This window comes from Phaeacidiphilus oryzae TH49, from assembly GCF_000744815.1.
In the GTDB taxonomy this organism is placed as follows: domain Bacteria; phylum Actinomycetota; class Actinomycetes; order Streptomycetales; family Streptomycetaceae; genus Phaeacidiphilus; species Phaeacidiphilus oryzae.
In genome coordinates, this window is the sequence record NZ_JQMQ01000005.1 from 796,014 (window position 1) to 811,686 (window position 15,673).

General features: G+C 74.2%; 15 protein-coding genes and 1 pseudogene. 9 read left to right on the top strand and 7 right to left on the bottom strand.

Annotated features, from left to right (window positions below):
- Positions 1-9: 9 nt before the first annotated feature.
- Together BS73_RS07940 and BS73_RS07945 are read right to left on the bottom strand one after the other, a co-directional pair.
- The gene (locus BS73_RS07940) at positions 10-1,131 is read right to left on the bottom strand and encodes a TIGR03364 family FAD-dependent oxidoreductase (RefSeq protein WP_037570632.1); all 1,122 of its coding nucleotides are present in this window, start codon (positions 1,129-1,131) and stop codon (positions 10-12) included.
- A gap of 262 nt (positions 1,132-1,393) precedes the next feature.
- Positions 1,394-2,188, bottom strand: a complete 795-nt coding sequence (locus tag BS73_RS07945) for a GntR family transcriptional regulator (protein ID WP_051941361.1) — start codon at positions 2,186-2,188, stop codon at positions 1,394-1,396.
- A 232-nt stretch (positions 2,189-2,420) separates the two neighbouring features.
- Between BS73_RS07945 and BS73_RS07950 the strand changes: the two genes are divergently transcribed.
- Positions 2,421-2,975 carry an HD domain-containing protein gene (locus BS73_RS07950; RefSeq protein ID WP_051941362.1) on the top strand — a complete coding sequence of 185 codons (555 nt, stop codon included), beginning with the start codon at positions 2,421-2,423 and terminating at the stop codon, positions 2,973-2,975.
- Positions 2,976-3,252: 277 nt separating this feature from the next.
- Positions 3,253-4,311 carry a bile acid:sodium symporter family protein gene (locus BS73_RS34475; RefSeq protein ID WP_051939681.1) on the top strand — a complete coding sequence of 353 codons (1,059 nt, stop codon included), beginning with the start codon at positions 3,253-3,255 and terminating at the stop codon, positions 4,309-4,311.
- 82 nt (positions 4,312-4,393) lie between these two features.
- Here the strand turns inward: BS73_RS34475 and BS73_RS07960 are convergent.
- From BS73_RS07960 to BS73_RS07970, 3 genes and pseudogenes are all read right to left on the bottom strand, one after another.
- Positions 4,394-5,736 (bottom strand): annotated as a pseudogene (locus tag BS73_RS07960) (MFS transporter).
- Between the two features lie 266 nt (positions 5,737-6,002).
- Complete coding sequence (locus BS73_RS07965) at positions 6,003-6,344, bottom strand: MazG-like family protein (protein ID WP_037570633.1); 342 nt, start codon at positions 6,342-6,344, stop codon at positions 6,003-6,005.
- Complete coding sequence (locus BS73_RS07970) at positions 6,341-6,745, bottom strand: hypothetical protein (RefSeq protein ID WP_051939682.1); 405 nt, start codon at positions 6,743-6,745, stop codon at positions 6,341-6,343. Before BS73_RS07970 ends, BS73_RS07965 begins: the two co-directional genes overlap by 4 nt.
- Positions 6,746-6,862: 117 nt before the next feature.
- Here BS73_RS07970 and BS73_RS07975 point away from each other — a divergent pair, with 117 nt between their 5' ends.
- From BS73_RS07975 to BS73_RS08005, 7 genes are all read left to right on the top strand, one after another.
- Positions 6,863-7,222, top strand: coding sequence for a YbjQ family protein (locus tag BS73_RS07975; RefSeq protein ID WP_037570634.1), 360 nt, complete (start codon positions 6,863-6,865; stop codon positions 7,220-7,222).
- 333 nt (positions 7,223-7,555) lie between these two features.
- Positions 7,556-9,229, top strand: coding sequence for an MFS transporter (locus tag BS73_RS07980; RefSeq protein WP_051939683.1), 1,674 nt, complete (start codon positions 7,556-7,558; stop codon positions 9,227-9,229).
- Positions 9,226-10,053 carry an IclR family transcriptional regulator domain-containing protein gene (locus tag BS73_RS07985; RefSeq protein ID WP_051939684.1) on the top strand — a complete coding sequence of 276 codons (828 nt, stop codon included), beginning with the start codon at positions 9,226-9,228 and terminating at the stop codon, positions 10,051-10,053. The genes BS73_RS07980 and BS73_RS07985 overlap by 4 nt, the downstream gene beginning before the upstream one ends.
- 186 nt (positions 10,054-10,239) lie before the next feature.
- The gene (locus tag BS73_RS07990; RefSeq protein ID WP_037570635.1) at positions 10,240-11,064 is read left to right on the top strand and encodes an LLM class F420-dependent oxidoreductase; all 825 of its coding nucleotides are present in this window, start codon (positions 10,240-10,242) and stop codon (positions 11,062-11,064) included.
- A 112-nt stretch (positions 11,065-11,176) separates the two neighbouring features.
- The gene (locus BS73_RS07995) at positions 11,177-12,007 is read left to right on the top strand and encodes an SAM-dependent methyltransferase (protein WP_037570637.1); all 831 of its coding nucleotides are present in this window, start codon (positions 11,177-11,179) and stop codon (positions 12,005-12,007) included.
- Positions 12,008-12,162: 155 nt separating this feature from the next.
- Positions 12,163-13,185 carry an alkaline phosphatase family protein gene (locus BS73_RS08000; RefSeq protein ID WP_084703894.1) on the top strand — a complete coding sequence of 341 codons (1,023 nt, stop codon included), beginning with the start codon at positions 12,163-12,165 and terminating at the stop codon, positions 13,183-13,185.
- A gap of 116 nt (positions 13,186-13,301) precedes the next feature.
- Positions 13,302-14,537, top strand: a complete 1,236-nt coding sequence (locus BS73_RS08005) for a PP2C family protein-serine/threonine phosphatase (RefSeq protein ID WP_235215349.1) — start codon at positions 13,302-13,304, stop codon at positions 14,535-14,537.
- Positions 14,538-14,713: 176 nt separating this feature from the next.
- Here BS73_RS08005 and BS73_RS08010 read toward each other — a convergent pair whose 3' ends face one another.
- The gene (locus BS73_RS08010; RefSeq protein ID WP_037570638.1) at positions 14,714-15,007 is read right to left on the bottom strand and encodes a hypothetical protein; all 294 of its coding nucleotides are present in this window, start codon (positions 15,005-15,007) and stop codon (positions 14,714-14,716) included.
- Between the two features lie 180 nt (positions 15,008-15,187).
- Complete coding sequence (locus BS73_RS08015; protein WP_084703895.1) at positions 15,188-15,649, bottom strand: DUF4259 domain-containing protein; 462 nt, start codon at positions 15,647-15,649, stop codon at positions 15,188-15,190.
- Between the last annotated feature and the right edge of the window lie 24 nt (positions 15,650-15,673).

Sequence of the window (15,673 nt, forward strand, 5' to 3'; positions counted from 1 at the left end):
GGTTGCGGGTCACAGGCCGAGTTGGTCGGCGGTGGTCTCGGCGATCGCCGGGGAGCAGGTCATTCCGCGGCCGCCGGGGCCGGTGACCAGCCACACGCCGTCGGCGACCCGCCGTCGGAGCACCACCTCCCCCGGGTCGAGGCACTGCGCGTACACACCCGCCCAGCGCCTCCTGATCGGCGGCAGCGGCCGGCCGAGGAGGCTCTCCACCACCTCGGTGAGGTACGCGTAGGGCTCCTCGACGACGTCGAAGGCGAACGGGGTCTCGTACTCGTGGGTGTCGCCGATGGTCAGCCCGCCGTCCTCGCGCTGGACCGCGAGCAGCTGCATCCGGTGCTCGCCGGCCACCGGGTGCTGGGGCTGGCCGGCGTTCAGCGCGTCCAGTCCCGGGCCGGCGAAGCCCGGGTAGTAGCGGAGGCTGTCGCCGTCGGCGATCGCGGTGGTGAGCTCCTCGCCGAGCGGGGCTGTCTGCATCATCTGCAGCCGGACCCGGCGCAGCGGCAGCGTCGCGTCGAGTTCGCGGACCAGGCCGCCGAGGGTGGCGCCGGTGCAGAGCAGCACGGCGTCCCCGCGGTGGGTGTCGCCGTGGTCGTCGCGGACGGCGGCGGGGCCGACCACCTCGCGGGCCTCGCGGCCGGGCAGGAAGCTGTACCTGCCGGTGGCCAGCAGCCTGGTGCGCAGCGCTCGTTGGGCTTTGCGGGGTTCCACGGCGGCGTCCCGCTCGCACCACAGGGCGCCGAGGAATCCGCCGCGCAGGGCGGGGTTGACGGCGAGGGCCTCGGCGCGGTCGAGGAGCTTGAAGCCTCGGGCGGCCGCGTCCGGGCGGGCGGCGGCCTCGGCGGCGACCGCCCGCTCGGCCTCCGTGCGCAGCACGGTGAGCGAGCCACTGGGGCGGAAGCCGAGACCGGGGACCTCGGCGCCGATCCGCTCCCACAGCTCGCGGGCCCGCAGGGCGGTGTCCAGCTCTGGTCCGGCGGCGCGGCCGCTGACCCAGACCAGGCCGAAGTTGCGCACCGACGCGCCGCGCGCCTCCTCCTCCCGCTCCAGGTGGACCACCTCGTGGCCGCGTTCGACGGCGTGCCAGGCGTGCATGGTGCCCAGGGCCCCGGCTCCTACGACGATCACTCTCATGGCCGCCACTCTCCGGCGGCCGGTTGCCGGGCGGCCGATCCGCGGAGGAACGCGCGGTGAACAGGCGAGGAAACATGGACTAGACCCGTTACCTTTCCGTGATCCTGTCTCTTCGGTTCGTCGGCTCGTCCGACCGTCAGATCATCCGGTGGTCCCGTCGGGCGACGGGCGACGGGCGACGGGCGACGGGCGTCGGGCGTGGGCGTCGGGCGTCGGGCGTCCGCCGTCGGCCGTCCGCCTGTGACGGGGCGTCAGCCCTTCCTCAGCCGCCGGGGCGCAGTTCGGTGGTGAAGCTGAAGCGGTCGCCGCGGTAGAGCAGCCGGACCCGCTCCAGCGGGCGGCCGTCCCGGTCCCGGCTGGAGCGGTTCAGCAGCAGCATCGGCAGTCCCGGCGGGGTGCCGATGAGGAGCGCCTCACGCGGGGTGGCCAGGACGGTCTCGATCCGCTCGGTCGCCCCGCCGAAGTCGATGCCGAGCCGCTCGCGGAGGTGGGCGTAGAAGGAGGAGTCGGGGTCGAAGTCCTGGTCGAGCCGGGGTGCACGGGCGACCGGGAGATAGGTGCTCTCCAGGCCGATCCGCTCGTCGTCGGCGGTGAGCACCCGCTCCAGATGCCAGACCGGCTCACCGCTCGGCACCTCCAGGGCGGCGGCGAGGGCGGCGTCCGCCGGGAACCGCTCCAGCGCGACCAGCCGCCTTCCGGGCACCCGCCCCTGGCGGCGCACCCCCTCGGTGTAACTGACCAGCGAGAGCGGCTGTTCGAGCTTGGGTCCGGCGACGACGGTCCGCCGGCCCCGGCGCTGGAGCCGCCCCTCCAGCACCAGCTCGCGCAGGGCGAGCCGGAGGGTCTCCCGGGCCACCCCGTAGCGGGCGGCCAGATCGCGCTCGGCGGGCAGCGAGCCGCCCTCCCCCAGCTCGTCGACCAGGTCGAGCAGCCGCCCCTTGACCGCGTAGTACTTGGGCAGTCTGCCGTGCTCGGGAATGCCCGAGCGCACCGGGCCGCGCACCGCCTCCGACGGCGGGGAGGCGGTCCGACGCGATGATCCGGTGCCGTTGTCCACCCGGCCCACGGTAGCCGCCCCCGGCCGGTGCTCCGGCACCCCGGACGGCCCAGGCCAGGGCGGTCCACCCGCAGTCCACCCGGCGTTCATCCCGGGGCGCTGGACTCCCCGCATCCCACCGCCGATGACCTCCGACGCTCACGACCACCGCTGTCCCCCTTTCCCTCCCGATGGGAGCCTCTCCGACGTGTACCCCGACGACCCTGAACCCCTCTGCGACATCGAGCAGTTGATGGACCTCCTGGACGCCTGCCGCGGCGCCTGGGACACTCCTGACCGCTCGGGCGACCCCGTGGACCTCCACGACCACGGGCTGCAGACGGCGAACCTCCTGCTGCTCCGCCATCCCCACGACGTGGCACTGCAGGTCGCCGGCCTGGTGCACGACCTCGGCCACCTGCTGCGGCCCGGGGACGACGCCGGCCACGCCCAGCACGCCGCCACCGCCGTCCGGCCCCTCCTCGGCGAGCGGGTGGCCCGCCTGGTGGAGCTGCACGTGCCGGCGAAGCGCTACCTTGCCGCGGTACGCCCTCGGCGCGCGCTCTCCCGGCAGAGCGCGTTCACCCTCCTCGCCCAGGGCGGGCCGATGTCCGAGGCCGAGCGCGCGGACTTCCGCGCCGACCCGCTGGCGGCCGCCGCGCTCGCGCTCCGCCGCGCGGACGACGCCGCCAAGGTGGTCGGCCTGGACTGCGGTTCGCTGGCTGCCTGGCGGCCCCGGATCACCGCTGTCGCCGCGATGGCCGCGGCTGGCGCCACCGCCACGGCCGAACCCCCACCCCGAGTGTGACAGCGGACGGCGACGGGCGGTCCCGCCACCGGAGCGGCTTGTGGATATCCGGGACGGGTCAGCATCGCCGTCCGTCCCGCGAGTGAATTCGTGTGGGTACGAAGGGAATCGACGGAAACCGGTGATGGAATGCCGGGCATGGCTGTCGACGAGGTAACGGACGAGGACACCGAGGGCGTGGGGCCGCCGGGCGGCGCGGGCCCCCGGGTGACGCGGGTCCGGCAGGCGGCGCGGGCCCCCGGGCGACGCGGGCCCGCCGCCCGGTATGGCCCCGCGAGTGCTGGCGGTGTTGCAGCGCAGGCTGCTCCTGCTGATGGTGGGGGCCTATCTGCTGGCCGCCGTGCTGCCGGGGCCCGGCAGTGCCGTCCGGGCGTGGCATCTGACGCCGATCCTCCTCGGCGCGGTGGTCTTCAATGCCGGCCTGACGGCGCGGCTCGGCCGGCTGCCGAGGCTGCTCGCCCGGCCCGGCACACTGCTCTGCGGCGTGGCCGCGAACGCGCTGCTGCCGGCCGCGCTGCTGGCCTCCACCGGCTGGGTGCTGGCCGGCTGGCACAACCACCGCGAGGGCCAGAGCATCCTGCTCGGGCTCGCCGTGGTCGGCGCGATGCCGGTGGCCGCCGGCGCCACCGTCTTCGTCCAGAGCGGGGAGGGCGACGACACGCTGGCCCTCGGCATGGTCCTGGGCTCCACACTGCTGAGTCCGCTCACCATCCCACTGGCGCTGACCCTGGCCGGCTGGGCGACGGACGCCGCGTCGGCCGACCGGCTCCGGGTGATGGCCGCGGAGTTGGGACCGTGGTTCGCCCTCCCCGCGGTCGCCGTGCCGTGCTCGCTCGGGCTCACCGCCAACGCCGTGCTCCACCGGGTCCGGCGACGACGGCGGCGCACGGGCGCCGGGCGCGGCGGGCGCGGCGAACGCTCGGCAGCGCTGCTGCCCTGGGTGAAGCTGTCCAACCTGGCGGTCGTGCTGACCCTCAGCTACTCCAACGCCTGTGGTGCGATGGGGATGGTGACGGACCATCCGGACCCCGACTACCTGGCCCTCGCGGTGGCCGCCGCGGGGCTGATGTGCCTGAGCACCTTCCTGCTGGGCTGGTGGCTGGCCCGCCGGCTGGGCCTGTCGCGCGCCGACGCCATCGCCGTGACGTACGCCTCCGGTATGAGCAACACCAGTGCCGGCGCCGTGGTCGCAGCGACCAGGCTGCCCGCGCAGCCGATGGTGCTGGTGCCGATTCTGGCCTTCAGCCTGCTGCAAAAGCTCGCCGCGGGAGCGGTGGCCGGTGTGCTGCCGAGGTGCGGTCGGCGAAGGCCGGTGGCGGCGGCCGAACCGGGGTGAGGGGCGGGGCGGGTGGCCGAGGTTAGGGGCGAGACAGGTGGCCGAGGTGAGGGGCGGCCCGGCCCGGGCACCGTGGCTGCGCTCAGTTCTGAGCCGGCGTCAGCTCCGCTTCCTCGGCGGGCGTCCGGTGTCCGCGACGACCTCGACCGGTACCGCGCCGTCCGAGGGGCAGCAGTACCGGCGTCACCAGCATCACGGCGCCCGCCAGACCGACTGCCGCGGACGGGCCGATCACCGAGGCGAGTCCGCCCCACAGCCCGGTCAGCAGGGCGGTGGACAGCTTGCTGGTGACGGACCAGGAAGAGAGGACGCGCGCGACCCGGTCATGGGGGAGCAGTCTCAGGCGATGGGTGGCGAGCAGTGGGTTGTAGACGCCGCAGCAGAAGATCAGGCCGCACTCCACGGCCATCACCACAAGCAGCCCGCCGAGCCCTGGCCTCAGAGCGACCAGGCCGATCACCCAGAAGCACCGCGCCACCGCGAAGACCAGCAGCATCCGACGCTCCCCGTACCGGGTGGCGAGCGGCCGCGCCAGCCGCGAGCCCACCAGCCCACCGAGGCACGGGACGGCGAAGGCGAGCCCGAACTCCCAGGGCGGGAAGCCGAGTCGGCCGAGCATCAGCACGGACAGCAGTGGCTCGCCCACCATGATCAGGCCGTTCACCAGCACGCTGTGGAAGAAGAAGGGACGCAGCTCCGGCTCGTCGAGGATGAACCGCCAGCCGGCCAGCAGCTCACGCCCCCGGGCCCGGGCCCGGGCGCGGGCGCGGGCGCGGGCGCCGCCGCCGGGGCTGCGGCTCCGGTGGGCGCCGCCGCGGGCCGTGCCTCCTCGCCGCCGATCGCGCGGATCCCCAGCGCGGAGAGGAGGTAGCTGACGGCGTCGGCGACGATCGTCGCCACCGGGCCGAGGAGTCCCATCGCGGCTCCGCCCAGCGGCGGGCCGAGCACGGTCGTGATCCAGGTGGTGGACTCGAAGCGGCTGTTCGCGGTGAGCAGGTCCGCCGGCGCGACCAGCGACTTGAGCGCCGCGCCGCCGGCCGCCCGGAAGGTGGTCTCCGCGGCCCCGACCACCGTCGAGACAACCAGCAACTGCACGAACCCGAGCCGCCCCAGCGCGTACGCCAGCGGCACGGTGAGCAGCACCCCGAAACGGAGGAGGTCCGCCGCCACCATCACCAGCCGCTTCCGCCGGTACTCGACCCACGGACCGAGCGGCACCGCGAGTACCGCCCCGGCCGCCGTGCCGGCCGCGGACAGCGCCGCCACCTCGCCGGGGCCGGCGTGCAGCACCAGGACGGCGACCATCGGGAAGGCGCTGAAGGCAAGCCCGGAGCCGACCGCGCTGACCGTGTACGCGCCCCAGAGCCATGCGAACGGCCGCCCGAGCGGACGCGCGCCGCGGCGCTCTCCACGGCTCCCGGCCACGGGCGCACCGCGCTCCCCCGCGCCGCTCTCGCCGCCCGCGCCGCCCGCGCCGCGGCTACGGCTGCTGCTCCCGCTGCCGTCGTCCATCCGCGTGGTCCCCGCTCGCTCGCGCCACCCCAGTGAGTGGCCCCGTACCTGGCCGCAGGACATCCAAGCCGACCCAAAGCCGCAGTTCAAACAAACGAATGCAGTGATCGGCACAACCATCGGTTGTGCGTCGGCGGGGCCGGAAGGCGGACGCCAGGTCGGTCAGGGCGACAGGTCGGTCAGGGCGAGGACGAGCCGCGGGCCGCGTCCGCCCGCTCGGCGATCCGGCGGAGCTTCCCGGCGAAGTGCCCGGCCGGATCGTCGGCGAAGGAGTGCAGCGCCACCATCGCGGTGACGATCACGTCGCATAGCTCGTCGGCCACGTCCTCGCGCTCATGCGTCCGGCCCTTGCGGGGGTTCTGGCCGATCAGGCCGATGTAGGCGGCCATCGCCTCCCCGGCCTCCTCGCCCAGCTTCATCAGGCGCATCGCGGTCTCCTGCGGCCCGCCGCCGTTCTCCGCGTCCAGCCAGTCCACCAGCCCGCGCACGGTGCTCCAGGGCTCGGCGGCCGCCCCGCTCACCCCAGCACGGCGGCCAGCACCGCCGCCTCGGCGCGCAGCAGCGCCGCCCGCTCCGCCGCGCCCGCCACCCCGGTGACCGCCGCCAGCTCTGCCGCCGCGGCCTCCCGCTCGTCCACCTCGGCCCGGACGATCCCGACGACCTGATCCTCCGTCAGCTCACGTCGGGCGACCTCGGCCGCCCCGGCTCCGACCGGCGCGGCCTCGATCGCCCCAGCCCGCGAACCGGGACCGTCCGGGAGCGCGACAGCCTCGGCGTTGGCCACCGCCGCGAGGGCGGAGCGCAGGGCGCCGGCCGCGATCCGGTCGCGCGCCTTGAGCGCCGTGGTCAGCGCGGCTCGCAGGCGGGCCGGTACGGGGTGCTGGTCAGGGGAGGCCGGTTGCAGCGCGGCGCCGTTCGACATGGGCGGCAATCTAGGCCCACCCCGACGCCCGGGACCAGCGAATTCCCCGGCCGCACGCCCCCGCCGTCCGGCGCACTCCCCCTGGCCGGTCGGCCCCGCCCCGGGCAGTCTGGCGGCATGAGCATCGATGACTTCGGCGGCGGACCGGACAGCTCGGACGTTCTGGTGGTGACCACCAACGACGTGCCGGGCCGACCGGTGCAACGGGTGATCGGCGAGGTCTTCGGCCTCACCGTGCGCTCCCGCAATCTCGGCAGCCAGATCGGCGCGGGCCTCAAGTCGGTCTTCGGCGGCGAGCTGAAGGGGCTGACCCGGACCCTCGCCGAGTCCCGCGAGCAGGCGGTCGAGCGCCTGGTCGAGCAGGCGCGGGCGCGCGGCGCGAACGCGGTCCTGATGATGCGGTACGAGGTCACCTCCGCCGAGGACATCGGCACCGAGGTCTGCGCCTACGGCACCGCCGTCGTCCTCGCCGGCTGATCCCCGGCCCCGGCCCGAGCGGCGATCAGCTGCGGAAACCCCCACGACGCCCGCACGCCTCCCGTACGCGCCCGCACGCCTCCCGTACGCGCCCATACGCCTCCCGCACGACATCGGTACCGCGCCCGCGCGTCGCCGGTTCTCGGCCCCTGCGGCGCCCCTGCGGCGTCGGAGCGGTTCTGCGCCGTTTGTGAGCTTGTGCGCCGCCCCCGGGAGCGCTCGCGCCAACCCGCCCCCGCACGGGCATTGACCGGACCGCTCCGCCGCCGCTACTTTGCGCCCACTTCCTACGCACGAGCGTTCGCTCTGCGAACAGATCATGATGGGGGCACCATGTCCGAGGCATCAGGCGTCCCAGGCCAGCGGACCGAGAGCAGCAGAACGAACAGCGCGGCAACCGGCGGGGCCCCAGGCGCCCGCCTGGCGGTCGGCACGCTGATCGCCGGCTGCCTGGCCGTATGCCTGGCACAGATCGGAATCGCCATCCCGGCCACGCTCAACGGCCTCTTCCAGTCTGACCTCCACCCCATCGGCTCCCAGCTCACCTGGATCTCCGACGCGTTCCTGCTGCCGGTGTCCGTGCTGGAGCTCACCTTCGGCGTGCTGGGCGACCTCTTCGGCCGCAAGCGGCTGCTGGTCGGCGGGGCACTGCTGATGGTGGCCGGCGAGGTGGTGGCCGCCGCCGCGCCGGGGGTGCACGTCCTGTGGGTCGGTCAGGCCCTGGCCGGGCTCGGCGCCGCCGCGCTCTTCCCGACCTCTCTCGCGATGCTCGCGGCCGGCACCCACACCCACGCGGCCCGCGCCCGGGTGATCGCACTGTGGGCGGCACTGCTCTCCACCGGCGGATTCCTCGCCCCGCTGCTCGGCGGGATCACCGGCAACTACGGCTCCTGGCGCTGGTCGTTCATCGTCGTGGCGATCATCGCCGCGCTGAGCACCGTGGTGAGCGCCCTCCTGGCGCGCGACTCCCGGGCGCCGCAGGGGCGTTCGCTGGACCCGGCCGGCCAGGTGACGATCGGCCTCTCCCTCTTCGCCCTCCTCTTCGCGGTGATCCAGGGACCCACCGACGGCTGGGGCTCCGGCCCGGTGGTGATCGGTTTCGTCCTCTTCGCGGTGTTCATGGCCCTCTTCGTCCTCGCCGAACTGCGGGCCCGCAACCCGCTGCTGCGGCTCGACCTGTTCCGCAACCGGGCCTTCGCCACCGCCTCCGTGGTGGCCGTGGTCGGCATGTTCGCCTTCCTCGGTACCGCGTACGACACCAGCATCCGGATGGGCCCGATCCAGCATCAGTCCACGCTGCGCACAGCGGTGGCGTTCCTTCTCCTCAACGGACTGACGATCTTCCTCACCCCGCTGACCTCGCAGCTGATGGCCCGGCTGGCACCGCGCTGGGTCCTGGGCCTGGGCTTCGCGCTGATGGCGGCCGGCGACTTCATCGCCGCCGGGATGCCGGTCGGCGACCGCACCCTCACCTCGCTGATCCTGCCGCTCGGCCTGGTCGGTGTCGGCTTCAGCTTCGCGGTCTCCTCGATCACCGCGACCGCCGTCAACACCGTGCCGGTTCCGCTGGCCGGCATGGCCTCCGCGACCACCAGCCTCCTCCGCGACTTCGGCTTCACCCTCGGCCCCGCGGTGGTCGGCGCGATCGCGCTGAGCAACGCGGCCTCCCGGTTCGGCCACGCCCTCGGCGGCTCCGCGCTGCCCGCCCAGGTCAAGGCGGCGGCCGGACAGGTCGCGGCGGAGGGCGGTCCGCTCGCCGTCAACTCCGTTCCCCCCAACACCCCTCCGGGTCAGGCGGCGCCGCTGGCGGTGGACGCCCTGGGCCACGGCTACGCGCTGGGATACGTGGTCTGCGGCTGCGCGGCACTGCTCTCCTGCCTGCTGACGGTGGCCGCGCTGCGCGGGCACGCCGGCCAGGAGACCGCTGAGGAGGAGGCCGAGGAGGCCGTGGAAGCCGCGGAGGCGAGCACCGGGGCCTCAGGCGCAGCCCCTACCCTTGGCGCATGACAGAGCAGCAGCCCGAGCAGCACGGCGACCAGCCGCGCGCGGCGCACTTCGTCCAGTCACTGGCCCGGGGGCTCGCGGTGATCCGCGCCTTCGACGCCGACCACGCGGAGTTGACGCTCAGTGAGGTGGCCAAGGAGTGCGGGCTGCCGCGCGCGGCGGCCCGCCGCTTCCTGCTGACCCTGGCCGACCTGGGGTACGTGCGGACGGACGGCTCGCGGTTCCGGCTCACCCCCCGAGTGCTCGAACTGGGCTTCGCCTTCCTCTCCAGCGTCCCGCTGCCGGAGATCGCGGAGCCGCATTTGGAACGGCTGGTGGCGGAGGTGCACGAGTCGGCGTCGATGTCGGTGCTCGACGGCGGGCACATCGTGTATGTGGCGCGGGTGCCGACCCGGCGGATCATGACCGTCAACATCACGGTGGGCACCCGCTTTCCGGCACATGTCACCGCCATGGGCCGGGTGCTGCTGGCGCATCTGCCGGCGGCGGAGCGGGAGCGGCGGCTGACGGCGCTGCTGGCCGAGCCGCGGGACCGGCACGGGGAGCCGCCTCCGACCCCGCACACCATCTCCGACCCGGACGAGCTGCGGGCCGAGCTGGAGCGGGTGCGGGCGCAGGGGTACGCGGTGGTGGACCAGGAGTTGGAGGAGGGGCTGCGGTCGATCGCGGCGCCGGTCCGGGATTCCGCGGGCGCGGTGGCGGCGGCGGTCAACGTCCCCGTCCACGCGAGCCGCACCGGCGCGGAGGAGCTGCGCGAGACCATCCTCCCCCACCTCCTCGACTGCGTCGCCCGCATCCAGTCCGACCTCCACGCCACCCGCCGGTGACGCGGCCTACGGGCTGCGGCGGCTGACAGGCTGAGGCCGCAGACGGGCTGAGGCGACAGAAGCGGCGACGCCGACGGCGCCCCGTCGTTGCCCAGCCAGAACGTGGCGCCTAGCCTGGGCACTTACTCGCGAGCCGCCGGCACGGCGGCCGCGGGGACCGGGAAACCCCTACGCAAGGAGGCGTAAATGAAGATCGGGGTCTCGACCTTCGTGACGGACCGGGGCATCGCACCCACCGCCCTCGCCCGCGCACTGGAGGCCCGGAACTTCGACTCCCTCTTCATCGCCGAGCACACCCACATCCCGGCCTCCCGCGAGACCCCCTACCCCGGGGGCGGCGACCTCCCCGAGGTCTACTACCGCACCCTGGACCCCTTCGTCACCCTTGCCGCCGCGGCCGCCGTCACCGACCGCCTCCTCCTCGGCACCGGCATCGCCCTGCTCTCGCAGCGCGATCCGATCATCACCGCCAAGGAGGTCGCCTCCCTCGACCACGTCTCGCGCGGCCGGGCGATCCTCGGCGTCGGCGTCGGCTGGAACCGCGAGGAGATGCGCAACCACGGCACCGAGCCCGGCACCCGTGGCCGTCTGGTGGACGAACGACTGCTGGCCATCCGCGAGTTGTGGACGGAGGAGAAGGCCGAGTTCCACGGCGACTTCGTCGACTTCGACCCGGTCTACTCCTGGCCCAAGCCGGTGCAGCGGCCGCATCCGCCGATCTACGTCGGCGGCGGAGAGGGCGCCTTCCCGCGGATCGCCAGGTTCGGCGACTCCTGGCTGGCCAACAGCGTGCCGGCGGACCGCCTGGGCGAGCAGATGGACCGGCTCAACGACCTGGCCAACCGCGAGGTCCCGGTCACCGTCTTCGCCGCCCCGCGCGGCGGCGGGGGTCTGGAGCGGTACGCGGAGCTCGGCGTGGACCGGGTGCTCCTCTACCTGCCGACCCGCCCCGAGGCGGAGACCCTCGAGTACCTGGACCGCCTCGCCGCCGACGCGGCCCCGTTCCGCTGAGCTCCGGTTCCAGTCCCAGCACCAGCTCCGATTCCATCTCCGACTCCAGCTCCTGGCGGCCGAGTCCCAGCAGCCCCACCGGCGCCGAGCCGTCGACCGTAGGATCGCCGCCATGACCACGGAGTGGATCAGCAGCACCGGCCGGATATCCCTGACCGGCCCACGGGACCTCCACGCGGACCGGCCCCAGCCGGCCCGGATGTACGACTACTACCTCGACGGCGAGACCAACTTCGCCGCGGACCGGGAGGCCGCCGACCGGGTGCTGAGCGTCTTCCCGGCGGCCCGCGACTTCGCCCGGGAGAACCGCGGCTTTCTCCGCCGCGCCGTCACCACCCTCGCCGAGGCCGGCGCCGACCAGTTCCTGGACATCGGCTCGGGCATCCCGACCAGTCCCAACACCCATGAACTGGCCCAGTCCGCCGCGCCCGCCGCGCACATCGTCTACGCCGACCACGATCCGCTGGTCCTCGCGCACGCCCGCGACCTGATGTCCAGCACCCCGCAGGGACGCGTGGACTACATCCGGGCGGACCTCCGCGCCCCCGAGACCGTCCTCACCCACCCCTGCCTGGTGGGCGGCGATCGCGCGCTGGACCTGTCCCGCCCCGTCGTCCTCCTTCTCGTCGCGGTCCTCCACTTCTTCGAGGACTCCGCCGAACCGTACGCCCTAGTAAGGAAGTTGACGGATGCCCTGCCGTCCGGCAGCCATCTGGTCCTCTCCCACATCACCGCCGATCTGGATCCGGAGGGGATCGCCGGGGCGGGCGAGGTCTACCAGGCATCCAAGATCCCCGGGCAGGCCCGCGGCCTGGCCGAGGTCTCCCGGTTCGCCGAGGGCTGGGAGCTGCTGGAGCCGGGCGTGGTCCCGGTCGACCGCTGGCGCGCAGCCGGCGCCGGGCGGCCCGTCTCCTGCTACGGCCTGGTCGCCCGCAAGCCCTGAGCGCTGGGCGCTGAGCGTTGATCCCTGGACGCCGGCCGCCGGCTGTCCGGGGCCCTGGCTATGAGAACCCTCTGACGCCGGGCCCGGGCCCGGCCCGCCCCCGCCCGCTGTGCGAGGGTTGATTCACGACCGGTGATGTCGTGGGGGGTTCGGAGATGCGCGCGCACGGATCGAGACAGGCATGGCCGCGACGGGCGGCGACCACCACCGCCGCGGCCCTGCTGGCCGTCGCGGGGCTGGCCGCCTGCGGCGGCGGCAGCGGAGGCGGAGGCGGCTCGGGCGGCGGCGGGGCGGGCGGCAGCGGCGGCGCCGCCACCCAGGGCCAGGCGGACTCCCGCGGCACCGTCGCCTCCGCACCCCCCGCCTCGCCGACCTACACCCGGCGCGCCCCCGCCGACGGCGTGCCGCAGCCCCGCCACGTGGTGGTGGTCGTCGAGGAGAACCGGGCCTACCAGCAGATCATCGGCAGTCCGGAAGCGCCCTATCTCAACTCCCTGGCCCGGCAGGGCGCCCAGTTCACCGCCTTCGACGCCGAGACCCACCCCAGCCAGCCCAACTACCTGGCCCTCTTCTCCGGCTCACCGCAGGGCGTGACCGGCGACGCATGCCCGTCCCACGCCTTCTCCGCGGCCAACCTCGGCTCCGAGCTGATCGCCGCCGGCGAGGGCTTCACCGGCTACGCGGAGAGCCTGCCCGGCGTCGGCTCCACCTCCTGCGACACCGGCGACTACGCCCGCCGGCACGTCCCCTGGGCGGACTTCTCCAACCTGCCGGCCTCGGCCGACCAGCCGTTCAGCGCCTTCCCCCGGACGGCGTCCGGCTGGGCGGCGCTGCCCGCCGTCTCCTTCGTCATCCCGAACGTCCAGCACGACATGCACGACGGCTCGATCGCGCAGGGCGACACCTGGCTCAAGGAGAACCTCGGCGGCTACGCGGACTGGGCCCGCTCCCACGACAGCCTGCTGGTCGTCACCTGGGACGAGGACGACACGGACAGCCCGAACAGCAACCGCATCCCCACCTTCGTGGTCGGCGGCGGCATCCGCCCCGGCGCCTACAGCACGCATCTGAACCACTACAGCCTGCTGCGCACCCTCGAGGACGCCTACGGCCTGGCCCCCACCGGGGCCGCCGCGAACACCGCCCCGATCCGCGGCATCTGGACGCGTTCGAATTGACACCGCCTCAGAAGACGGGCCCGCCGGCCCCACCCGTCCGGGCCACTCCGCTCGCCGTGCCGTAACCTACCCACCACAGTGGGCGGGACGGCACGAGCGGCACACGGGAGCGAACGGTGGCACCAGGGACCGACCGGTCGCGTCGCGTCCAGCCGCCGCCCCGCCTGCCCCGCCACGGCGGCCCGGCCACCCGCCGGCTGCAGGCGCCGGCCCGCCGGCTCCTCCGCGTCCTGCTGCCGGCCGCCCTGGTCCTGGTCGGCATCATGGCGGACGTCTTCACCCCACCCGACTTCAGCGGAGCCCCGCTGTACTCGGCCGCGCCGATGGCAGCCGCCGCGCTCCTCTCCTTCCGCGGCACGGTCTTCATCGGCCTGGCCGCGATCGCGGCGGACACCGGCCAGCTGGCCGCCCTCGGCTACCTGTCCACACCGGGCAACTTCACCGAGCCCGCCACCATCGCCACCGTCACGGCGGTGGCCCTGATCACCAACGTGATGCTGCGCCGCAGCGACCGCAAGGCCCGGTCGGCCCGGACGGTGGCCGCGGCGGTGCAGCGGGCGGTGCTGCCGCACCCGCCCTCCCGGCTGGACGGCCTGCTGCTGGCCGCGCGCTACCAGGCCGCCTTCGCCGACACCCTGATCGGCGGCGACCTCTACGCCGCCCAGCAGACCCCGTACGGCGTCCGGCTGCTGGTGGGGGACGTCCGGGGCAAGGGACTTGACGCCGTCGAGGCGGTGACCGTGGTGATCGGCGCGTTCCGGGAGGCCGCGGACGAGGAGCCGACCCTGAAGGGACTCGCCGACCGGCTGGAGCGGGCGCTGCTGCGCGAGGGACGCCGCCGGGCCGGACTGGACCAGGTGGAGGGGTTCACCACCGCCCTCCTGGCCGAGATCGCCCCGGCCGACCCCGAGCGCGGCGCCGACGCGCCGCGCGCCCTCCGCCTGGTGAACTGCGGCCATCCGGCCCCGATGCTGCTCACCCCCGGCACCCCGGACTCCCCCGGCACCGCGCGAGTGCTGGAGCCGAGCTCCCACGCGCTTCCGCTGGGCACCTCGCTGGACGCGGACGGGCCGGTCGAGGACTGCTGGGATCTCCCGGCCGACGCCACCCTGCTGCTCTTCACCGACGGGGTGACCGAGGCCAGGGACGAGCTCGGCGTGTTCTACGACTCGGCCGAGCGCCTGCCCCAGCTGCCGTTCACCAGCCCCGGCCAACTCCTGGACGCCCTGATCGAGGACGTCACCCGCCACACCGGCGGCACCATCACCGACGACATGGCCCTCCTCGCCCTCACCCGCCCGACCCCGACGCTGCCGGCCCGACCGGACGCGGCGCGGGCTGCGGCCGGGTGAGGGGCGGGGGCGCGAGCGGCGGCGGCCTCGCCCCCGGTCCGCGCTCACGGTTCACCGGGCATTACGGTGGGACACGAAGACCTCCGCGCGGTGAAGACTCGACACCTCCACCACACCGGAGGTCTTCGCCTTCACTCAAGACCACCCAGCGTCAACAACGCTCGTGGGCATTACAGCTAGTCTCCCAGGAACCACAGATAGCGGTGCGATCCGCCCTCCACGGTCCGGCAGAGGTCCGCGATCTCCGCCGCGGCCTCCTCGCCCAGCAGTTCCCGGATGGTCCGGCTACCGACCTCCCCGCGGACCCTGACCGCCTGCCGCGCGTTGAACATCGTGTCCGCGTACGGCAGCAGGCCGCCCAGGTGCGGGTACGCGTCCTCGTCGACCTGCTGGAGCGCCCCCCAGTCGAGCCGGCACTCCGCGCGCTGGACGATGTCGCCGCGTTCCCCGCGAACCTGAACCGTGATCATGCGCGGACGTCCTCAGTTCCTCATCGTCCGTGCGATCCCTTCGGATTGCGCGCAGCCTCGAGGGCGCGCTGCTCGCGAACCCGCCTCTGCATCCGCCCGACGGCCAGCACCGTCGACGTCACCACACACGCGATCAGGAACAGCCTCTCCGCGCTCACGAACGCCCCTCCCGAGGACTCGTCAGTTCCGATTCCGCTCCAGGACCTGGACGAGGCCGTCCAGTGACTCCCGCGCGGCGACCCGGTCCTCCTCGCTGACCCAGCTCGCCTCCCACCAGCCCCCGCCGTGGGAGACGGCCGCGCGCACCGCACGTACCGCGACCGCGCCCAGGCCCGCCGCGGAGCCGGCAGCCAGCCCCGCACCGGCCAGGGCGTCGTCGCCCGCCCAGGGGAGCGCTTCTCCTCCCGGCAGGGCCCCCGCCACGACGGCCGCCGCGGCCAGGACCTCCTCGGGCACGATCTCCCGCATGATCGCCTCAGGCCGCTGGTCCGCGATGGTCAGGACGTCCACCACCCGGGTCCTGCGGTCTCCTTCGGGAAGCTCCGCCAGGAGGTCGAGGAAATCCATGGCGCTGTCACTACCGATCGGAGAAACTCCCCAAGTTCCCATGTCTCCTGCTGCTCCGTTCCTAGACTCACCCATACGCTAGGCCCTGCCGAGGTCCTG

Bases quoted from the DNA above. Each gene is read 5' to 3' on its own strand.
- BS73_RS07990 (WP_037570635.1), top strand. From the start codon at position 10,240: ATGAAGATCGGGGTCTCGACCTTCGTGACGGACCGGGGCATCGCACCC.
- BS73_RS07975 (WP_037570634.1), top strand. From the start codon at position 6,863: ATGAGCATCGATGACTTCGGCGGCGGACCGGACAGCTCGGACGTTCTG.
- BS73_RS07980 (WP_051939683.1), top strand. From the start codon at position 7,556: ATGTCCGAGGCATCAGGCGTCCCAGGCCAGCGGACCGAGAGCAGCAGA.
- BS73_RS08010 (WP_037570638.1), bottom strand. From the start codon at position 15,007: ATGATCACGGTTCAGGTTCGCGGGGAACGCGGCGACATCGTCCAGCGC.
- BS73_RS08015 (WP_084703895.1), bottom strand. From the start codon at position 15,649: ATGGGTGAGTCTAGGAACGGAGCAGCAGGAGACATGGGAACTTGGGGA.
- BS73_RS07970 (WP_051939682.1), bottom strand. From the start codon at position 6,745: ATGTCGAACGGCGCCGCGCTGCAACCGGCCTCCCCTGACCAGCACCCC.
- BS73_RS07950 (WP_051941362.1), top strand. From the start codon at position 2,421: ATGGACCTCCTGGACGCCTGCCGCGGCGCCTGGGACACTCCTGACCGC.
- BS73_RS07940 (WP_037570632.1), bottom strand. From the start codon at position 1,131: ATGAGAGTGATCGTCGTAGGAGCCGGGGCCCTGGGCACCATGCACGCC.
- BS73_RS07995 (WP_037570637.1), top strand. From the start codon at position 11,177: ATGACCACGGAGTGGATCAGCAGCACCGGCCGGATATCCCTGACCGGC.
- BS73_RS07985 (WP_051939684.1), top strand. From the start codon at position 9,226: ATGACAGAGCAGCAGCCCGAGCAGCACGGCGACCAGCCGCGCGCGGCG.
- BS73_RS08000 (WP_084703894.1), top strand. From the start codon at position 12,163: ATGCGCGCGCACGGATCGAGACAGGCATGGCCGCGACGGGCGGCGACC.